At 39.4% G+C, this 19,505-nt stretch carries 16 protein-coding genes; 12 read left to right on the top strand and 4 right to left on the bottom strand.

All coding sequences use genetic code 11. The annotated features are described in order from the left end of the window. Positions 1–2: 2 nt before the first annotated feature. Complete coding sequence (locus IPM34_01155; GenBank protein MBK8954151.1) at positions 3–1,049, bottom strand: IS5 family transposase; 1,047 nt, start codon at positions 1,047–1,049, stop codon at positions 3–5. A 311-nt stretch (positions 1,050–1,360) separates the two neighbouring features. Next, positions 1,361–5,404, bottom strand: a complete 4,044-nt coding sequence (locus IPM34_01150) for a gliding motility-associated C-terminal domain-containing protein (protein MBK8954150.1) — start codon at positions 5,402–5,404, stop codon at positions 1,361–1,363. Between the two features lie 486 nt (positions 5,405–5,890). On the opposite strand from IPM34_01150, the gene IPM34_01145 reads away from it, so the two are divergent. From IPM34_01145 to IPM34_01125, 5 genes are all read left to right on the top strand, one after another. Next, positions 5,891–6,937 (top strand): IS5 family transposase, encoded by a 1,047-nt coding sequence (locus tag IPM34_01145; protein ID MBK8954149.1) that lies wholly within the window; start codon positions 5,891–5,893, stop codon positions 6,935–6,937. A gap of 188 nt (positions 6,938–7,125) precedes the next feature. After that, positions 7,126–8,031, top strand: coding sequence for a M4 family metallopeptidase (locus IPM34_01140; GenBank protein MBK8954148.1), 906 nt, complete (start codon positions 7,126–7,128; stop codon positions 8,029–8,031). A gap of 16 nt (positions 8,032–8,047) precedes the next feature. After that, the gene (locus IPM34_01135; protein ID MBK8954147.1) at positions 8,048–8,737 is read left to right on the top strand and encodes a hypothetical protein; all 690 of its coding nucleotides are present in this window, start codon (positions 8,048–8,050) and stop codon (positions 8,735–8,737) included. 1,077 nt (positions 8,738–9,814) lie between these two features. Continuing rightward, entirely contained in the window at positions 9,815–10,171 is a 357-nt protein-coding gene (locus IPM34_01130) for a hypothetical protein (protein MBK8954146.1), read from the top strand. Positions 10,172–10,202: 31 nt separating this feature from the next. After that, the gene (locus IPM34_01125) at positions 10,203–10,883 is read left to right on the top strand and encodes a hypothetical protein (GenBank protein ID MBK8954145.1); all 681 of its coding nucleotides are present in this window, start codon (positions 10,203–10,205) and stop codon (positions 10,881–10,883) included. 10 nt (positions 10,884–10,893) lie between these two features. Here IPM34_01125 and IPM34_01120 read toward each other — a convergent pair whose 3' ends face one another. Together IPM34_01120 and IPM34_01115 are read right to left on the bottom strand one after the other, a co-directional pair. Next, positions 10,894–11,955, bottom strand: coding sequence for a serine hydrolase (locus tag IPM34_01120; GenBank protein MBK8954144.1), 1,062 nt, complete (start codon positions 11,953–11,955; stop codon positions 10,894–10,896). Next, positions 11,952–12,179 (bottom strand): hypothetical protein, encoded by a 228-nt coding sequence (locus tag IPM34_01115; GenBank protein MBK8954143.1) that lies wholly within the window; start codon positions 12,177–12,179, stop codon positions 11,952–11,954. Before IPM34_01115 ends, IPM34_01120 begins: the two co-directional genes overlap by 4 nt. A gap of 45 nt (positions 12,180–12,224) precedes the next feature. On the opposite strand from IPM34_01115, the gene IPM34_01110 reads away from it, so the two are divergent. The 7 genes from IPM34_01110 (at position 12,225) to kdpB (ending at position 19,503) form a co-directional block, all read left to right on the top strand. Beyond that, on the top strand, positions 12,225–12,680 hold the full coding sequence (locus IPM34_01110; protein ID MBK8954142.1) for a DUF1801 domain-containing protein: 456 nt from the start codon (positions 12,225–12,227) through the stop codon (positions 12,678–12,680). An 11-nt stretch (positions 12,681–12,691) separates the two neighbouring features. Further along, entirely contained in the window at positions 12,692–12,865 is a 174-nt protein-coding gene (locus IPM34_01105) for a DUF1272 domain-containing protein (GenBank protein ID MBK8954141.1), read from the top strand. 36 nt (positions 12,866–12,901) lie between these two features. Next, the gene (locus tag IPM34_01100) at positions 12,902–13,462 is read left to right on the top strand and encodes a GNAT family N-acetyltransferase (protein ID MBK8954140.1); all 561 of its coding nucleotides are present in this window, start codon (positions 12,902–12,904) and stop codon (positions 13,460–13,462) included. Between the two features lie 399 nt (positions 13,463–13,861). Beyond that, on the top strand, positions 13,862–15,208 hold the full coding sequence (locus tag IPM34_01095; protein ID MBK8954139.1) for a sigma-54-dependent Fis family transcriptional regulator: 1,347 nt from the start codon (positions 13,862–13,864) through the stop codon (positions 15,206–15,208). A 336-nt stretch (positions 15,209–15,544) separates the two neighbouring features. After that, positions 15,545–15,622 carry a K(+)-transporting ATPase subunit F gene (gene kdpF / locus IPM34_01090; protein ID MBK8954138.1) on the top strand — a complete coding sequence of 26 codons (78 nt, stop codon included), beginning with the start codon at positions 15,545–15,547 and terminating at the stop codon, positions 15,620–15,622. Positions 15,623–15,748: 126 nt separating this feature from the next. Beyond that, on the top strand, positions 15,749–17,449 hold the full coding sequence (kdpA, locus tag IPM34_01085) for a potassium-transporting ATPase subunit KdpA (GenBank protein MBK8954137.1): 1,701 nt from the start codon (positions 15,749–15,751) through the stop codon (positions 17,447–17,449). 11 nt (positions 17,450–17,460) lie between these two features. Then, positions 17,461–19,503, top strand: coding sequence for a potassium-transporting ATPase subunit KdpB (gene kdpB / locus IPM34_01080; GenBank protein ID MBK8954136.1), 2,043 nt, complete (start codon positions 17,461–17,463; stop codon positions 19,501–19,503). The last annotated feature ends 2 nt before the right edge of the window (positions 19,504–19,505 follow it).

Raw genomic sequence — 19,505 nt, 5'->3', positions numbered from 1 at the left:
CACTATGCCCATGCTACTTTTCTTTTTAGTTGGATAATCCGGAATAAATTATATGTTATGTTTGTCAGTCCAATTTGAAAAGAAGATCTTACTTTACCTATGCATCGTAATTTCATTTTTCCAAACATCGTGGTGATACAACCAAATACATGTTCAACTCGTGCACGTGTTCTTGATAAGTTCGTATTTCTGTCTTGCTCCCTGTCGTTTAATGGACGGTTTCTTCTTCCTTTCTGATTTATACAAGGTATCATCCCTTTCTTCCGGATTCGTTCTCGGAAATCCCAGCTTGCCGAATCTCCATATAAGCGTTTTCCTTTATCCCGTTTTTCTATCAATACATCCGTCATTTCACCATCATAAACATTCGCAGGGGTTATTTCATAGTTGGTAATCAGTTTGGTGTTTTTATCGATCTTCACATGATCTTTATAGCCGTAGGCTTTGCGATTATGGTGCTTTACCCAGCGGGCATCGGAATCTTTTTGTCTTCCAATATTTGGGTTGTCCTCCCATTCTTGTGGTATTTGCCCATTCTTTATTAAGTCATTATCCTCTTTACTATTGCGGTTAATTTCGCTTTCTACAATATGAGCATCTACAATACTACCCTTATTTATTATTACCCTATTCTGGTGTAATAGTTGATCCAGTTTTTTGAATAACCTTTTATCCGCCTTCTTTAAACTCAATTCATTCTTGAACGACCAGATTGTTCTTGCGTCAGGAATCTGATCCGTTCCTCGTATTCCTAAAAATAATTTAAAACTTGTCCGGTCTGCTATTTGGAATTCCATTGATTCATCACTTAAATCATATATTCTTTGAACAATTAATAACTTGAACATCATCACTACATCATAAGATGGCCTGCCGGGACCTTCTCCCGTTCTTTTAACAATTTTTTCCAGCTCCTTTCGAAAATATTCAAATCTGATGTAATCGTTAAGCTTAGCTAATGGATCTTTATCAAAAGAACGAAGTTTTTCAACAAGCGCATCCCACTCAAATAGCTCAAGTTGTTGCTTTGGTGTAATGATTTTGGCCATATAGAATTTTTCCCAAAAGATAGGTATTTTTATGAATATTTAGAAGTCCCCATAATTATCATTAATTTCCTAATTTCCTAAAAGCCTAATTTCCTAATTTCCTAATTTCCTAATTTCCTAAAAGCCTAAAAGCCTAAAAGCCTAAAAGCCTAAAAGCCTAAAAGTCTAAATCCCGATAAAATTGAATAATATTTTAGTAAAGAAATGATTCTCTATATTTTATCGGGACTCCAAGCCTCCAGGCCTCCAGGCCTCCAAGCCACCAGGCCTAACTAACAAACGTTCGTAGTTTAAAGTAGATGGTAATTTCGCTACCGAACAACCGTCAAATCCCCATGAAGAAGCCTATCATCCCCTTTCTCAAAACCCACTATGGCCCGATAAATATAAACTCCAGGCAATACTTTTTCATTTTTAAAACTTCCATTCCAACCCAAATCTGGTCTATTGCCTGCGAAATGTTCTTTGACGAAAACGCGGTTACCCCAGCGGTCATAAATTTCAAGGAGTTTGATCTCGCTGAGATTTCCGAAGAGCGTAAAAAAGTCATTGATCTGATCGCCATTTGGAGAAAAAACATTGGGTGCAAAAACCTTGTTTTCAAAGATCCGTATTTCGAGTGAATCGGTGGCTATGCATCCATCTTCATTGATTATTGTACAAAACAAACGCATCGCTTGCTTAGGCTGCAACCAGGGATCTTCGCAAGCCTGGCAGGAGAGATCTACCGGACTGCTCCAGTAAATGGAGGAATACGTTCCTGTAATCAGAGCATTCAACTGTACAATTTCGCCTTTGAGTACCAAATGATCCGGCCCAACATCAATTATTGGAATTTCAGGAGCGTCCAGATAAAACGAACTGTCAGTTGTGCATCCGTTTGCGTCTTTCAAAGAAACGGTATACGATCCTTCCGGTAAATTGGAAAATGTGGAATCTGATTGATAAGCTCCCCCGTTGGTGCTGAAAAGGACCGGAGGTGCTTTCGAACGAACACCTGTTAGGGAAACGCTACCAAATGGTTTCAGCGGATCGCATGGAATCGGATCGATGTTGAAAAAACCAAACCCGGGATGCGGATGAATTTGCAATGTAAAGGAGTCTTTGTATCTGCAGCCGAACTGCTCTCCTTCAAACAAATAAAGGTAAGTGCCCGGACCGAGTTTATCGACTTCAACAGAGTCAGAATGAATAGCAGCGCCGGACCAGGAGTATAAAGGAAGTGGATCCCGGATCAAAGCTTTTAATGAAAAATTAAATGGTAATTTATCGCATTGCTGCAAGATGGTATCTGATAAAATATTTCTCGGTGGGCAATCGGGAGATTTGCAGGAGATCACCGCACTTTTCACTTCTGAACACGGGCCTTCATCCTCGAGTATCAATTGGATGGCTGCACTGTCGCCAAAATTTCTTTTGACAATTACATAAGTCGTATCGTTTAAACGGGTACCGGCATTCCCGAAAATATGTTGAATTTTATAAGCTTTTACCCTTTTCATCTTTTTCCAACGGAATCGAATGATCGAATCTGTAGTCTCGCATTCGATTTCAGGAAGTGGCAACGGCTCCAGTACTTCGACAGACTTAAAGGACGAATCAAAGCATTTAAAATGATTGAGGGCAAGCAAAATTGATTTTTTGCCGGGTGTTTTCCAACGGGCCTTCAGCTCTTTTTGTCCGTTTAAAAACTGAAAAGTTGCCCCGTCAAGCTTCCAGTCAAAAATGGCCGAGTCGGCTAACTTTCCGTTAAACCGGATCAATAAAGCCGAATCCTGGCAAATGATACTGTCCATTATGAAATTGGAGATGGGCCTGTAACGCAGTACCAGTGTCGTGGAGCTGAAATACCTGCAGCCCAGGTTTTCCAGCATGACAAAAATCCTGTGATTTCCAGCTCCGGCCAATTGAGGATCAAACAGACCCTGCAGACTGTCGACGATGCCTGGTCCCCGCCAGATCCACAATCCATTTGAAACCACAGAATCACTAACAGCTGTTAGTTTGATATAAGGCATACCCTCGTTGACACAAATGGTATCTACCGGATTGATCCCGACAGAGATGGGCGGACATGTTTTAGATTCACAGGAAAGATCTGCCGAGACGGAGCCGCAATAAGGGGAGCCGGCAGTCACCCGGATGCGAATGCTTTGTCCTCGGGACAAATTATAAAATAAAATGCTGGTATCCGATAGTTTCAGGAATGGACCACCGAGCAAGGTATCAACAGTATAAATTTCTTTCCCATTTTGATTCCAGCTAAATAACACAGTGCTGTCGGTTGACAAACATTGCGGATTGGGTAGCTGAGGTAAAGGATGTACATTGAAACTCTGGCAGCTCGTATCTGCACATTGTTTCTCTGTTTTTCGAATGCAAATATTAAAACGTCCTGTGTCTGTTTGAGGGATAAGCAGAATAGAATTCGAATCCAACCACTCGCTTTCACTTTGATTGAAGTTTAAAAATATATGTTCGCCAGCTTGTCGATTGGACAACATGATTTGCAGACTGTCATGAAGACATAGATCAAATGCATTTAGAGTAAAACCGGCATCCGGTATTCGGAGTGCTTTTACATGGAAACTCGTGAATTCAGGACAAACTGAAGAATCTGAAATCACATAAATAAGGGAGTCATTTAAAAGATTAAAACGGACATTGATCAAACAAGAACTGTCTTCCAAAGGACAATTGTAAAAAACAGGGGCACCTCCAAAATTTCCATCCTTTACAAAGCGAAGTTTACTTAAATCAATATCAGTACCTGAGCAAAATTCTTGGTCGTCAATGAAAATATGTTCCAGCTGATGAATGCTGATGGGAATCGGAATAACATCTTCGCAATGCGCTATTTTTGCTTTGAGGTAAATCACCGTGTCGCGAAGCAACAGAATCGTGCTGTCAGGAATACGGTTGGAGCTGTCGCAGGGCAATGCCGAATGAAAACTCCATAAGGCCAGGGTATTGTTCAGATCCGCAACCGGCAGGGAGTAAAGCCCAATGTCCGAACCCGAACAAAATTTCAAAGTATCAGTCAGATAGAGGTCCGGAGGATTCACAGATCCGAAAACAACGATACTGGTGGACTTGGAACAACGATGAATGCTGTCTGCAGTATAGATTAATTCAAGAACATATCTTCCTGCTTTTTTGACAATACAACTATCTGCAGTGGAAAGTAAATTTCCCAGACTGTCTCTCCAATAATATTGTGTGGAGGATTTATTGCCAAGAACACTTGAATCTGAATAGAGCGTAACCAAAGTATCCAGACAACTCAGGTCTCCGCTTTTGTGAATCGCGGGACGAACTTTGGAATAAGTCACGTTTAGAAAAACTGTCGAGTCGCAAAATGGCGACACTTTTGATTTCAAGGTGGCCTTGAATCTGCCGCTGGTGTCTATGCGTTTGTTGCCGAACAAAAGCGAGTCGGGATCACATAAAAAAGTATCGAGTTCTGTTTGAAGCAAATCCAGATTTTCGACAATGATTACCGTATTGCTGTCGCAGCCGAAGCGGTTTTTATGATTAAATTGCCAGGTACCGGCAGTGAATAAGGTATTTTTGTATCGGTACGATTCACCAAAGCAAACGTAAAATGGCCCCAGTTCTGTGGGAGGCGATTCTTCTCCGATTTCCACGTCCAGACAAACTTCATTGCCATCCTTACAAGCGTTAGTTCCTTTGACGCATATTTTACCCTTTCCGGGTTGATCCCAAAGTACCGTGGCCCTGTTGTCAAGGCTTGACATTAAACTGCCATTTTCTACCCGCCATTCGTATTCGCAGGCTCCGAATATCGGAGCAATAAAATAATCTGCTGATTCTCCGACACAAACCAGGGTCTTACCTGTTATCTTATTGCTGGTGGTCGGGGTAGGCGCCGTAGTGCTTCCACTCACGACGGTAAAATCAACCTGACAGGAGTTGGGCCCGTTGCCATCAAATACGAGATAATAAATACAACCTGGTTTTAGGGGTTCCGTTGTAGTAAATGCCCAGGTCTGATTGTTGTACATATTGGTGTTGCAATTGCTGACCAGACGAAACGTTTGACAATCATCGGATGCATATATGCCCATCTCGACACCATTGTTTTGGTTGCAGGCGGAGACCCTGACGTTGATGGTAAGGCTGGTAGATCCTGCGACAAAGGCCAGCCATTGCATGCTGTGCACGACCATGGTACAATAACCCGGTGGAGATTGGCCTTGTATGGTATTGGTCGTTCTTGCAGAAACGCCGTTTAAATCGCAGACGAGACAGGCATCTGCGCAAGTATTCGAAAGGGGTACCGGATTTCCACCACAGGGAGCATGGCGCTGTGCGTGTAATATGCCAAGCTGCATGATCAGGTATATGCAAAAAAGCCGAATCTTTCCAACTATCACTTAACAAATTTAATACAATATATTGTCCTTGTCAAGATGTATACCGGGAAAATAATTATGGTGCAATTGTCTGAGTCGATTACATATATGGAAAAAGCAGTATAAGTATCTTAAAATTTATTGATTGATATTCCAGGACCAACAACATTTTCAAACATCCTGCCATGTCAAACAGAAGTAGTTTTAAACGAACTGATTTTCGATGATGATTCATGCCCGTGCTGAAATTATATTTAAAATAAAAAACATACTTACAACTGTTAGTTCTTTCAAAAATGTATAGGCTCAAATTGGGCGACTAACAAAATGAAATGATCGAATGTCGGGTCCCATTTTTAATAATCTACTACCGAATTATATAGAATTATATATTAGTATTAACATATAAATTAAGGGGACTTCTAAATATTCATAAAAATACCTATCTTTTGGGAAAAATTCTATATGGCCAAAATCATTACACCAAAGCAACAACTTGAGCTATTTGAGTGGGATGCGCTTGTTGAAAAACTTCGTTCTTTTGATAAAGATCCATTAGCTAAGCTTAACGATTACATCAGATTTGAATATTTTCGAAAGGAGCTGGAAAAAATTGTTAAAAGAACGGGAGAAGGTCCCGGCAGGCCATCTTATGATGTAGTGATGATGTTCAAGTTATTAATTGTTCAAAGAATATATGATTTAAGTGATGAATCAATGGAATTCCAAATAGCAGACCGGACAAGTTTTAAATTATTTTTAGGAATACGAGGAACGGATCAGATTCCTGACGCAAGAACAATCTGGTCGTTCAAGAATGAATTGAGTTTAAAGAAGGCGGATAAAAGGTTATTCAAAAAACTGGATCAACTATTACACCAGAATAGGGTAATAATAAATAAGGGTAGTATTGTAGATGCTCATATTGTAGAAAGCGAAATTAACCGCAATAGTAAAGAGGATAATGACTTAATAAAGAATGGGCAAATACCACAAGAATGGGAGGACAACCCAAATATTGGAAGACAAAAAGATTCCGATGCCCGCTGGGTAAAGCACCATAATCGCAAAGCCTACGGCTATAAAGATCATGTGAAGATCGATAAAAACACCAAACTGATTACCAACTATGAAATAACCCCTGCGAATGTTTATGATGGTGAAATGACGGATGTATTGATAGAAAAACGGGATAAAGGAAAACGCTTATATGGAGATTCGGCAAGCTGGGATTTCCGAGAACGAATCCGGAAGAAAGGGATGATACCTTGTATAAATCAGAAAGGAAGAAGAAACCGTCCATTAAACGACAGGGAGCAAGACAGAAATACGAACTTATCAAGAACACGTGCACGAGTTGAACATGTATTTGGTTGTATCACCACGATGTTTGGAAAAATGAAATTACGATGCATAGGTAAAGTAAGATCTTCTTTTCAAATTGGACTGACAAACATAACATATAATTTATTCCGGACTATCCAACTAAAAAGAAAAGTAGCCTGGGCATAGTGTGCCTGGAACTGAAAAATCACAAATAAATTCACGAAATTGTTGAAAACCGGATCGAAATTGTTGAAAAACCTTGCTTGCAAAAGCTCCATTGTAGCCTTTGAAGTTTAAATGAATATCATTTGAACAAATGAAACGAACTTTTTTAATAAATAGAAGTCCCCTTAAAACAAAATGTCAAAAAGTCAGTGAAAAATTTAACAAAACCGCATGATAAAGGAAGGCCATTGGGGCGTTGGTTTTATTTGATCAGTCAGGGGAAGTCATCACCTGAAATCCCCGCCCTGGGATTGGACAAGGCCATTGAAATTGTTTTGGCTTCACTCAAAAATCTGGGTGACCTGAGTGATTATAAAGATCTTATGGAAGCCACCTTATCTTCTGTTTTGAAAAAATATGGTCGGTGTTCGGATGAGTTCAGAGCAGTTGCACAGGCCTGGGAGCTAATTTGTGTACATACGGGATATGCAAATGGAGGCAACATACCCAATTGTTCGGCTAATATCTGTTTAACAGGAAGTCAAATAATATGTGAAGAAACGGATGCGTTTCAACTTTGTGCTTGTGGAGCATTTCCTAGCGGGTCAACATTTAATTGGACGATTATTGGACCTAAAAGTACAGAATATACATCACAAATAGGTATGCAGGGGAACAGTCAAACCGGTGGCCAGTGTCTCACCATAACGGATATTCCGAAATATCCTTATTATCCACAGTACATCAAAATTTCAATGTATTCTCCGACATTATGCGATGCAGGTATAAGGCCTTGTGTAATGTACAAGCTTATCAAACTGGAAGATTGCAATAATGACGATCCGAATTGCGATTATTACTCTGAATTGGCCGGCCAAGACCAAAAAACGGAGTCAGGAATTCAAGCAACATTGCTTAAGGACAGGCAGGATGATTGTGCTTTATTACGAGTTTATGATATTTATGGTCGTCTTATTATTACTACGCTCAATTGTTCCATTCAGGAACAGGAAATTCCACATTCCGGAATTGCAATCTTCAGGTTTTCATCTAAAGATGACAAGATACTAAAAGTTCAAAAGAGGTGGTTGATTCATGAATATAACTCAAAATAGTTTTAAATTCAGTGTAATGAATAACTTAAAAGATCTGATTTTGGTAGTTATTTCTCTCTTCTTTTGGTCCAGTTCTTTCTTTTCTCAAACTTATATTGGCCCAACAGTAGGTTATGATTTTCAAAAAGTAATTACTACACCAATTGATATTTATCGTATAGATTTTAGAAAAAAGGGATTTGGATACAACAGCCCCCTGATAGGTATAAATTTTAAACAAAAACTGTATAAACAGTTTTACGCACAATTTTCAAGTGATTACACCTATAAGCACGTACGTGGATTTTTTTACGGGGGATTTACTGAAGATTTATTGTTTCATTATTCTTATTTAAAGAATCAGCTCCTAACTACATATTACTTTAAAACCATATGGAAGGTAGGTGCTGGATTGACTTATAATTTAGTAACCAACCTATATTATGAGGACAAGGAAAGTGACTATACGAGCAATCAAAGGTTTAATTATTCTGAAAAAGGATGGGTATTCAAGTTTGGGATGAAGTATAAGAACGTTGAGATTGAGGCCATATATCATGGAAGACTAGGCACACCTACTGAAGGAGATGGGATTCATGGCTACCACTATCATCAAATTCAATCTTTAGGTCTGCGTGTGAGTTATGATTTTATGATCTTCGATGCATGTAAGAAAAAGGAAAAACCTGAATTGGCACCGGAAAATAAAATGGCAGTTGTTGAATGAAGTAAGAATAGCACGACCGGCAAAGTGTAAATCCGTTTGCCAAGTTTGCAGGGCCAATTGATGATTGAAACGCAGCCCTTGTTTGTTGGGAGCAATTCCATAAATATGAAAAGCTTGCAGGCTGGAATGTATTATTTAACAGTTCACGAAAGGGGTATTCAAATAATAGAAGAAAGAATACTTAAGAATTGACGAAAGCTTGTCGATAAATTTCATAATGAATTGAAAAGAAGTCACATTGTATACAATAGAGGACATGAAATTCGGATAAACCTGGATGATCTTGATCGGGTATTTTATCCGGATAACAAAGACATAAGGAGGCCATTGGTCTGAGAAGTTCATTAAGGAGTGAAAGCATTTCAGGACAAATGGGCAGAGGATCTCTTTTTCGTACAAAATTAATTCAAGAGAATAACTATAGTAGAATTCAGGTATTTAAAACAAGTATTTAAAAATAAATTTTGAATCAGAAAGAGTATCATAAGAATAAAACATTCAAAAAGAGCACATTGATTTCAAGCCGGAATATATAGTTGATGAATATAGTGTCGCTCCTACGGAGCTCAAAGAGGAGAGGGATGATTGGGGATTCTATTGACATATCGCTCCTACGGAGCTCAAAAATCAGAATGACGATTGCTGATTATATTGCATAACCAACCAAAAAGATATTGGAAAGAATCCTAACATCGACCGGGAGATCAGCCCCATCGGGGCGTCAGGTCAATAGAAGCAGTCAAAAAAAATATATACCTGCTCCGTAGGAGCGAAACCAACGCAAATCGGGAGTCAAGTAAACAAAAGAGCCAATCATACAATTGGATCAGTAGCCGAATTAAACCACAAAAAAGTTTAAATTTGTATATTATAACCAACTAAAAAGAAGCTGAAAAAATTAGATCAGTTAAAGAGAGATCAGCCCCATCGGGGCGTCAGGTCAATAGCAGCATTCAAAAAAATAAATACCAGCTCCGTAGGAGCGACACCAGAGGAGAAAAATGGCCAATGCCTTTACGCAATGATACATTCTTGTAGTATTTGCCGTAAAAGGCAGAGTTAATATCAAAGACATCAATGAATTTCATAAACGATTACCATCCGGCTATATTGACATTACAGAATATCCTGGAGCAATGTGCAACCGCGGTCGATAAAATCGATTGCGCCAAACTACAATTGGCCAATTCAAAACACCTGGAATTATCTTCAAAATATCGTGAGTACAATCAGGAAAATATAGACATCAATTCATTTCTGCAGAACTACGGTCCCGATGTCTATTTAGAATCTGCCGTCAAATTTCAAAGTTATATAGAGGACGTAGGGGTTCCGCCAAGGTTTCCGTACAAATGGCAATTGATGGCTGAAGAATTTATAGAAGCTGTTGGCCCTATATTACCAGAATTTATTCCGACCATCGACAATTTATAAACACTATATTTATGAGTAAAACGAATATTCAATGAAATCCAAGGTAAACCCAGACCCCTACGAACTGATCCATTTTCTTTGGGTAAGACGCAGTATTGGTGTGTTGGGCATTTTATTCCCATTGATCCTGATTGTCGGTAATGCATTTTTATGTGCCGATAAAAAATGGCTGGACTCCATCAGCGCCTACTATCACACCGGAATGCAAAATGTCTTTGTGGGCATCCTGTGCGTCATTGCGATCTTGTTGTACACCTATTGTGGTCCTAAAGGGGAAGACAAAATCTTGGCCAATCTTGCGAGTGCCTTTTGTTTTGGAGTAGCCTTTTTTCCGACGAAGCTTCCTGATGATCGCGAAGCCTGTTTTGCAGGTCTGGGTAATGAAGTATATTCATTACATCTCCTTTGTGCAAGTTTATTGTTTGCTTGTTTTGCCTGGTTTACTTTAATCACCTTTAATAAAAAGGATGAACACGGAAATATTTCTGCTGCGCGTGTGCGACAAAAACCCTGGTTTAAAAGAAGCGGTTATGTAATTATTGCATCGATGCTGGCAATTCTTCTTGGCTGGGCCATCGAAAAATATTTTAAAGTAGAAATTCCTTTTCCTCTGACTTTGATCTGTGAATGGCTGGCCCTGACTGCATTCGGAATCAGCTGGGTCATCAAAGGCGATTGGATTATATCAGGTCATATTGATGAACAGCTCTAAATTTTACAGATCACATTTTTGAAATGTAATGATCAAATAAAGTTTGCGATAAATTGCTTTGCTGCAAGTTCCATGCAGTGATCACTACAACCATATCGCGTTCCGGCCAAACGATAATGTTTTGTCCGCCGGCGCCGCGGGCGAGAAATATTTTTTGTGTGGTGTTATGTTCATCAGTCCTCATTACGGGATGACTCCACCAAAAATAGCCGTAATCGTAGGATTTGTAAAAACCGTTGGCTCCTACATTTTTCACATGCGGATGAACGGCTTGTTTTACAAAGTCATTTGGCATTATTTGCACCCCGTTCCATCGGCCCGTTTGTAAATAGAGTTGTCCGATCTTGGCCATATCTCTCGGGGTCAGAGAAATCAAAGCCATGCCGTTGTTTGCGGGCCCGCCGTTGCCCGGCCAAAACCAATAGTTTTGTATATCCAACGGTTCAAAGAGAAATTTTTTCGCAAAACTATCAATGTGCATGTTGCTGGCCATTTGGATGATGCCCGTTACGAGTAAAGGAGCCGCATTGCTGTAATTAAAAACACGGCCCGGCAAGGTATCCATTTCGCCTTGCAGAATTTTTTCATACCAGTTACCGGGGTTAGAAATAATTTTTCTCCAACTGTTTGCAGGATCATTCCAGTCGCCTTCACTCCACGTCAATCCATGTCGTTGGGTGAGCAGATCTTTTATGGTAATGGCATTTTTTAGGCTGTCCTCGAAAGAAGCAATGTCGTAATAACTGAAAATCGGATCATCGATACTGTTTACAAAACCGTTTTGGATCCCGCATCCCAGTAAGGTTGCAACCACACTTTTGGTTGCAGATTGCAGTTGATGCAGGGAATCCTGCTTCCATCCATTGTAATATTTTTCAAAGACCAATTTTCCTTTTTCAACGATGAGGACACTGTGCATGATGCCGTAATCATTTTTTAAAATGGCATGATCCATTTCGATCCATTTTGGGTGCATGAAGGCCGTTGAATTCGTATTCTGAAAATCGATTTGCGCCTTCGATACAAAGTGAAAGCAACAGAAGAATATGGAGTAAAGGAAGGTCTTCATCATTTTGAATATTCTAAGAGAACGAATAAATGGAAATTTTGTGATGGAAGATAATTGCGGTATTGATTCAGCCGCGGGGTGGTCTCCCGCAGATTTCGCAGATCGCGCAGATTTAGGATAAAATCGATTTCTGCGATTTCTGCGTTATCTGCGGGAAACAAACGGATGTTGATTTCACCACAGATTCGAAAAGTTCCACCAATTTTACCAGCACATGCTTGCCTCATTTTAATATTTCAAATTATCTTCGCGAACTTGTAAAAGGTGGATGCATGCAATCAAAAGCAAAAACAATCAAAGAATACCTGGATGAAGTCCCTGATGACCGGAAAGCAATCCTATCAGAAATGCATAAGACCATAGTCAGAAAAATGCCCAAAGGATTTCAGGAAGTGATGAGTTATGGAATGATTGGGTACGTAGTCCCGCACAGTCTTTATCCGGCCGGTTACCATTGTGACCCGAAGCTGCCACTGCCGTTTATGTGCCTGGCCTCTCAAAAAAATTATATATCCTTTTACCATATGGGATTGTATGCAGGCTTATTGTTGGAATGGTTTACCGGCGAGTGGCCAAAACATTCTACCAAAAAACTGGATATGGGTAAATGCTGCATACGTTTTAAGAAGCCGGAGGATGTCCCCCTAAAACTGATTGCGGAACTGGCCAGCAAAATGACTCCTCAGGAATGGATCAGCGTTTATGAAAAGGCATTTAAAAAGAAATAAAGAATTTTAAGATGTTAGAAATGCGAACCGTCTGCGAAAAATGCAACACGACTCTGGATCATCAGAGCGAAGCCTACATTTGTAGTTATGAATGCACATTTTGCGGAATCTGTACAGAACAGATGCAGCACGTTTGTCCGAACTGCAGCGGTGAACTGTGCAGAAGACCAAAGCGCAAATTGTAATCTTAAAAGAATGGGAATATTCCCCAAACCAATTACATGTTAAACTTAAATTTTAATCCATTTCCTGAACTGCAAACGGAGAAAATTTCCCTAAGAAAGATCCGCAGTGAAGATGCTATTGCTTTATACCGTTTGCGAACCAACGCTGATGTGATGAAATATTTGGACCGGCCCATCATGCAGTCCGTTCTGGAAGCGGAACAATTGATCCAGATGATGCTTGACGGAATAGCAGAAAATAAAAACATCAACTGGTGCATTTGCACACCAACATACGAACAGTTGTTAGGCACTATAGCTTTTTGGAAAATAGACGAAACAAATCACCGGGCAGAAATCGGTTACATCCTGGATCCCGACTGGCAAGGCAAGGGCCTGATGTCGGATGCCATGCGGCTGGTCATAGATTATGGATTTTCTAATATGCGACTTCACGGCATTGATGCCAATGTAAATCCCGCCAATCAAAAGTCAATAAATCTGCTTACCAAATTTGGTTTTCAAAAAGAAGCTCATTTTCGGGAGAATTATTTTTTTAATGGCCATTATTTTGATTCCGCAATTTATTGTTTACTAAATGGCCTGAAACGACCATGACAGGAAGGGATTTCCACAAGAGATCAATTTTTTAAAAGGACTTAACTGAAATCGGCTGAGCATTTGGAATTGAAGATTGTTTGAAAAAAAATTGTTCTGCTGTAAATTAAAAGTGAGTACGGGAAATGAACACCTGCTGGCATGGCAGCGTTTACAGGACAGCTCTTTAACCATTTCGCCCGGGACCATGGCCTGTCATTTAAGACTTCTGACCGATAGCGTATTCTGATAAGCTTTGAACCCTATACTGTTTTATCCTATGTTTTATTATTGCCTGGAATGCAATAACCAGCAGCCTTCAGAAATCCGGGGATAGGTATAAAAAGAGCAATAATCATTTGGTATGCAGTTTCGCAATATTTATATTTTACCTTTGTAGTTCCATTAAATAAAGACATTTTGAGCCGTATATTGCTTATAGACGACGAAGAAAAATTGAGAGCACTGCTCTCTCGCATAATAAGTTTAGAAGGATTTGAGTTAAGTCAGGCAGCCGACTGTAAAACGGCACTTCAAAAATTAGACCAGTCAGAATTTGACATCGTACTATGCGATGTAAAATTGCCGGATGGAAATGGGATTGAACTTTCGAAAAAAATCAAAGACCGTTATCCACATATAGAAATCATATTGCTGACAGCGTATGGAAATATTCCAGATAGTGTACAAGCCATCAAAAATGGGGCATTTGATTACATAACAAAGGGCGATGACAATAACAAAATTATTCCGCTGCTCCATCGGGCAACGGAAAAGGTAAATCTTTCCCGGAGAGTCCAGCATTTGCAAAAGCAATTAGGTGAGCGGTATGCATTTGATAACATCATTGGGAAATCAAAATCATTTCAGCTGGCCATTGATCTCGCTAAGAAGGTGGCATCCACAAACACAACTGTATTGTTGCTTGGAGAAACCGGAACGGGTAAGGAAGTCTTTGCACAAGCAATACATAATGCGAGCAGACGTGCTCAAAAGCCTTTTATTGCCATCAACTGTTCTGCTTTTTCCAAAGAATTATTGGAAAGTGAAATGTTTGGCCATAAGGCAGGAGCCTTTACGGGTGCCAATAAAGACAAGAAGGGTTTATTTGAGGAAGCCAATAAAGGAACCATATTCCTCGATGAAATCGGAGAAATGAGTTTAGATCTGCAAGCAAAATTATTGCGCGTAATTGAAACCGGTGAATACATTAAAGTTGGTGAAAGCAAACCGAGTCAGACAGATGTTCGCATCATTGCGGCAACACACCGCGACTTGCAAAAGGAAATTGAACTGGGACATTTCCGGGAGGACTTGTTTTACCGGCTTTCCGTTTTTCAAATTAAATTGCCCCCTTTGAGAGAACGCGTTTTAGATATTGAAGCTTTGGCCATTCATTTTGCGGAAGTTTTCTCAGCGAGAACCAATAAACAACCAAAAACGCTTTCTTCTGATTTTGTAACGGCTCTTAAGATGCACTCCTGGCAGGGCAATATTCGCGAACTAAAGAATGTTATTGAACGGAGTGTCATACTTTCTAATACAAATGAATTGACGAGGGATAACCTGCCATTTGAATTGCAAAACAGCTTTTCGGGTACAAAGGATACAAAACAGCTCTCTGCTTTTGATTTAGCAAGTGTTGAAAAACTTCACATCCAAAAGGTCTTAAACTATACCAACGGGAATAAAACGGAAGCAGCGAGACTGCTCAATATTGCTACTACGACCTTATACCGCAAGCTTGAAGAGTATAAAATCACCTAAGTGTAGCGTTTCGCTATAGCCAGGTATAGCGAAATGCTATGAAAAATACCAAGCTAAAATTTCTTATATTTTAGGAAAGCCCTGTCCCATAAGGCTTGGCGAAAGTTTATGCCTAAATGGCTTAGTTGTTGTCATTATCTATGGAGCGCCAACAAAAGAAATGATATGAAAAAGCACAAAGATTGATCCATATCATTTCTATAGTAGATGCGGAACCGGAACTTTATGTAATAAATAATTTATAACAATGCTTACATTTATTTTAACGCTTACAGGGCTTCTGGCATTTGGATTGTTTTTTAAATCCATCAAATTTTTTGAAAAAATTTAATAGACATGTTCATATTATTCATTATTGCAATTTTACTTTTCGGTTATATGGTTTATGTATTATTAAGGCCGGAAAAATTTTAAACATTGAACCACAGGAAAATTAAACAGTCTCTTGCATTTGCTTTCTGTTTGTTATTTATCCTGTCAATCATGTACATTATTTATTGGAAAATCAAAATTCTATTTAATTTCTAAAATGAAATCAAAATGAACACGGAATTACTCGGAATAGTACTGATGTTTTTTATCCTGATAGCCTTGGCCATTCCGCTTGGAGGGTATATTGGTAAAATTATCACCAATCAGAAAACCTGGTTAGACAAAATATTTGATCCGCTGGATAATCTCTTTTATAAAGTATGTGGAATTGACGTATTAAAGGAAATGAACTGGAAACAAAATTTGGTAGCTTTACTTATCATTAATGCTTTCTGGTTTCTTATATCTATGTTTGTATTGACCAATATGAGCTGGTTGCCGTTGAATCCAGATGGCAATCCTTCCATGAGTGGTGATCTTGCATTTAATACATCGGTAAGTTTTATAACGAATACAAATCTGCAACATTATTCAGGAGAAACAGGTCTTTCCTATCTGGGGCAACTTTGTTTAATGTTATGGCAATTTATCAGCGCTGGCTGTGGTATTGCAATTTGCGGTGTTGTTTTTTTAGCAATGGTTGAAAAATCAAGGCCGATACTTGGAAATTTTTATTTTCTCTTCGTTCGCTCCTGTACAAGGATTTTATTACCTATTTCATTTATTGTTGCTGTTTTGCTTGCATTCAATGGAACCCCTATGACTTTCGAAGGCAAAGACACGATGACAAGTTTGCAAGGCGACACCGTTCAGGTAAGTCGCGGGCCCGTTGCGGCTTTTGTAGCTATTAAACAGTTAGGAACGAATGGTGGTGGTTTTTATGGTCCTAATTCAACCCACCCTTTCGAGAATCCCAACTATTTTACGAATATCGTTGAAACCATTTCTATTCCATTAATCCCCATAGCCATGATTTTTGCAATGGGTTATGTTTTAAGACGTAAAAAATTGGCATGGACCATTTTCGCAGTGATGGCTATTGGTTTCATGTGTTTACTCATCCCATCCGTGTACTATGAAATGAATGGCAATCCTGCCATTTCAAATTTGGGAATTTCGCAGCCATTGGGAAGTATGGAGGGTAAGGAAATTCGGTTTGGATCGGCGGCCTCAGCTTATTGGGCGATCAACACGACCTGCACCAGTAATGGTTCTGTGAATGCCATGCATGACAGCATGACGCCACTTACCGGAATGTTTGCTTTATTGGGTATGATGATAAATTGTTTTTTTGGAGGCGTTGGAGTTGGTTTTCTCAATTTTTATATTTTTATCATTCTGGCTGTTTTTATAAGTGGATTGATGGTGGGTAGGACTCCTGAGTTTTTGGGAAAGAAAATTGAAGCAAAAGAAATGAAAATTGCCATGCTTATTGCTTTATTACATCCATTTCTCATACTTACAGGAACAGCGTTGGCAAGTTTTATTTTCACCAGCAATCCTCAAGTTTATGCCGGATGGTTAGCCAATCCGGTGTTTCATGGGTTTAGTGAAATGTTATATGAGTTCACATCTTCTTCTGCCAACAATGGAAGTGGTTTTGAAGGACTTGGTGACAATACACCCTTTTGGAATATTGCTACCGGGATCGTAATGTTGCTTGCACGCTATTTGCCAATCATAGGACCGGTTGCAATAGCCGGAATGTTAGCCGACAAGAAATTTATTCCTGAAACTGCTGGAACCTTAAAGACCGACACTGCAACATTTGGCCTCATGGTTTTGACCGTTATTCTCATTGTAGCCGCACTCTCTTTTTTTCCAGTACTTACCTTAGGACCTATTGCTGAATATTTTTCACTTTACTAAAGTCAGAAATTATGTCAAAAGAAAAAAATACATCCTTGTTTCAACCGCAGTTGCTGAATGAAGCGCTGAAACAATCAATTTTAAAACTCAATCCAAAGATCATGTTTCGGAATCCGGTAATGTTTACCGTTTGGGTTGGAACGTTAGTCATGTTAGGAGTTTCAATATGGACATTGGTTGGAACCAGCGGACAAGGGTCTTTCGCTTATAATTTTGTCGTTTTTATTGTATTATGGCTCACCTTACTCTTTGCAAATTTTGCCGAAGCGATTGCCGAAGCAAGAGGTAAGGCACAGGCCGACAGTTTAAGAAAAACAAGAGAAGATACGCCTGCAAAGAAAATTTCTTTATTGGATAAAATCTATTCTCATGAAGTTACAATTGTTTCGTCTTCACAACTTAAAAAGGGCGATCTGTTTTTTTGTGAAGCAGGCGATGTTATTCCTACAGATGGAGAAATCTTGGAAGGACTGGCAACTATAGATGAAAGTGCCATAACAGGAGAAAGTGCTCCGGTTATTCGCGAGGCGGGCGGTGATAAAAGTTCTGTTACAGGTGGTACAAAAGTTTTATCAGACAGAATCAAAGTCATCGTAACAGCACAGCCTGGTGAAAGTTTTTTAGATAAAATGATTGCACTTGTTGAAGGAGCCTCTCGTCAAAAGACTCCAAATGAAATTGCTCTTACCATTCTGCTCGCAGGATTTACTCTGGTGTTTATTATTGTTTGCGTAACGCTTAAACCTTTTGCAGATTATGCAAATACACCGATTACGATTGCGGCTTATATTTCACTTTTCGTTTGCTTGATTCCTACGACCATTGGAGGTTTGCTCTCTGCTATTGGCATAGCAGGTATGGATAGAGCCTTACGCGCAAATGTCATTACCAAAAGCGGAAAAGCAGTTGAGACCGCTGGAGATATAGATGTATTATTGTTGGATAAAACCGGAACGATTACGATCGGTAACCGAAAAGCAACCCATTTTTATCCAGCACATGGAATTGAAGAAGCGCATTTTGTAAAATGCGCGGTTTTAGGTTCACAAAGTGATGAAACGCCGGAGGGAAAATCCATCATTGAATTAACGGGAGCTCATTCTAATCGTTTCGAAATTCAAAATCCGCGGTTTATAAAATTTACAGCAGAAAGCAGAACTTCAGGAGTTGATTTTGATAATACACGCATTCGAAAAGGAGCCAGTGATGCAATCAGAAATTTGTGTGAAAAGGCTGGAAATACTTTTCCTCAAGAAACCATAGAAATTGTAAATGGAATATCAAGTAATGGAGGTACACCTTTAGTTGTTTCTGAAAATGAAAAAGTAATCGGTGTGATTGAGCTACAGGATATTATCAAGCCGGGTATTAAAGAACGATTTGAACGCCTTCGAAAGATGGGTATAAAAACGGTAATGGTTACAGGAGACAATCCCTTGACGGCTAAATTCATTGCTGAAAAGGCTGGTGTTGATGACTATATAGCCGAAGCAAAACCTGAAGACAAAATGCATTACATCCGAAATGAACAATCCGAGGGAAGATTGGTCGCCATGATGGGCGATGGCACGAATGATGCTCCCGCGCTTGCACAAGCGGATGTAGGGGTAGCCATGAACAGTGGAACACAGGCCGCTAAAGAAGCGGGAAACATGGTTGATTTGGATAACGACCCAACAAAGTTGATTGAAGTGGTTGAGATCGGCAAACAATTGTTAATGACTCGCGGAACACTTACCACTTTTTCAATAGCCAACGATGTGGCCAAATACTTTGCCATCGTTCCTGCTTTATTTGTAGCATCTATTCCGGCTTTGAAGGGACTCAATATCATGCAGCTTTATTCGCCAGAAAGTGCCATACTATCAGCGGTTATTTTTAATGCAATCATAATACCCTTGTTGATACCACTTGCTTTAAAGGGTGTTCCATATAAACCGATCGGAGCAAGCGCGCTTCTGCGCCGAAATCTTTTCATTTATGGTCTAGGAGGTATTATTGTACCCTTTATAGGAATTAAAATAATTGACTTACTCGTTTCATTATTCATTTAATT

It is taken from the genome of Saprospiraceae bacterium, assembly GCA_016716185.1.
GTDB lineage: Bacteria > Bacteroidota > Bacteroidia > Chitinophagales > Saprospiraceae > Vicinibacter.
The sequence above is the reverse complement of the archived record's forward strand: the minus strand, read 5'-3'. Positions and strand labels throughout refer to the sequence as shown.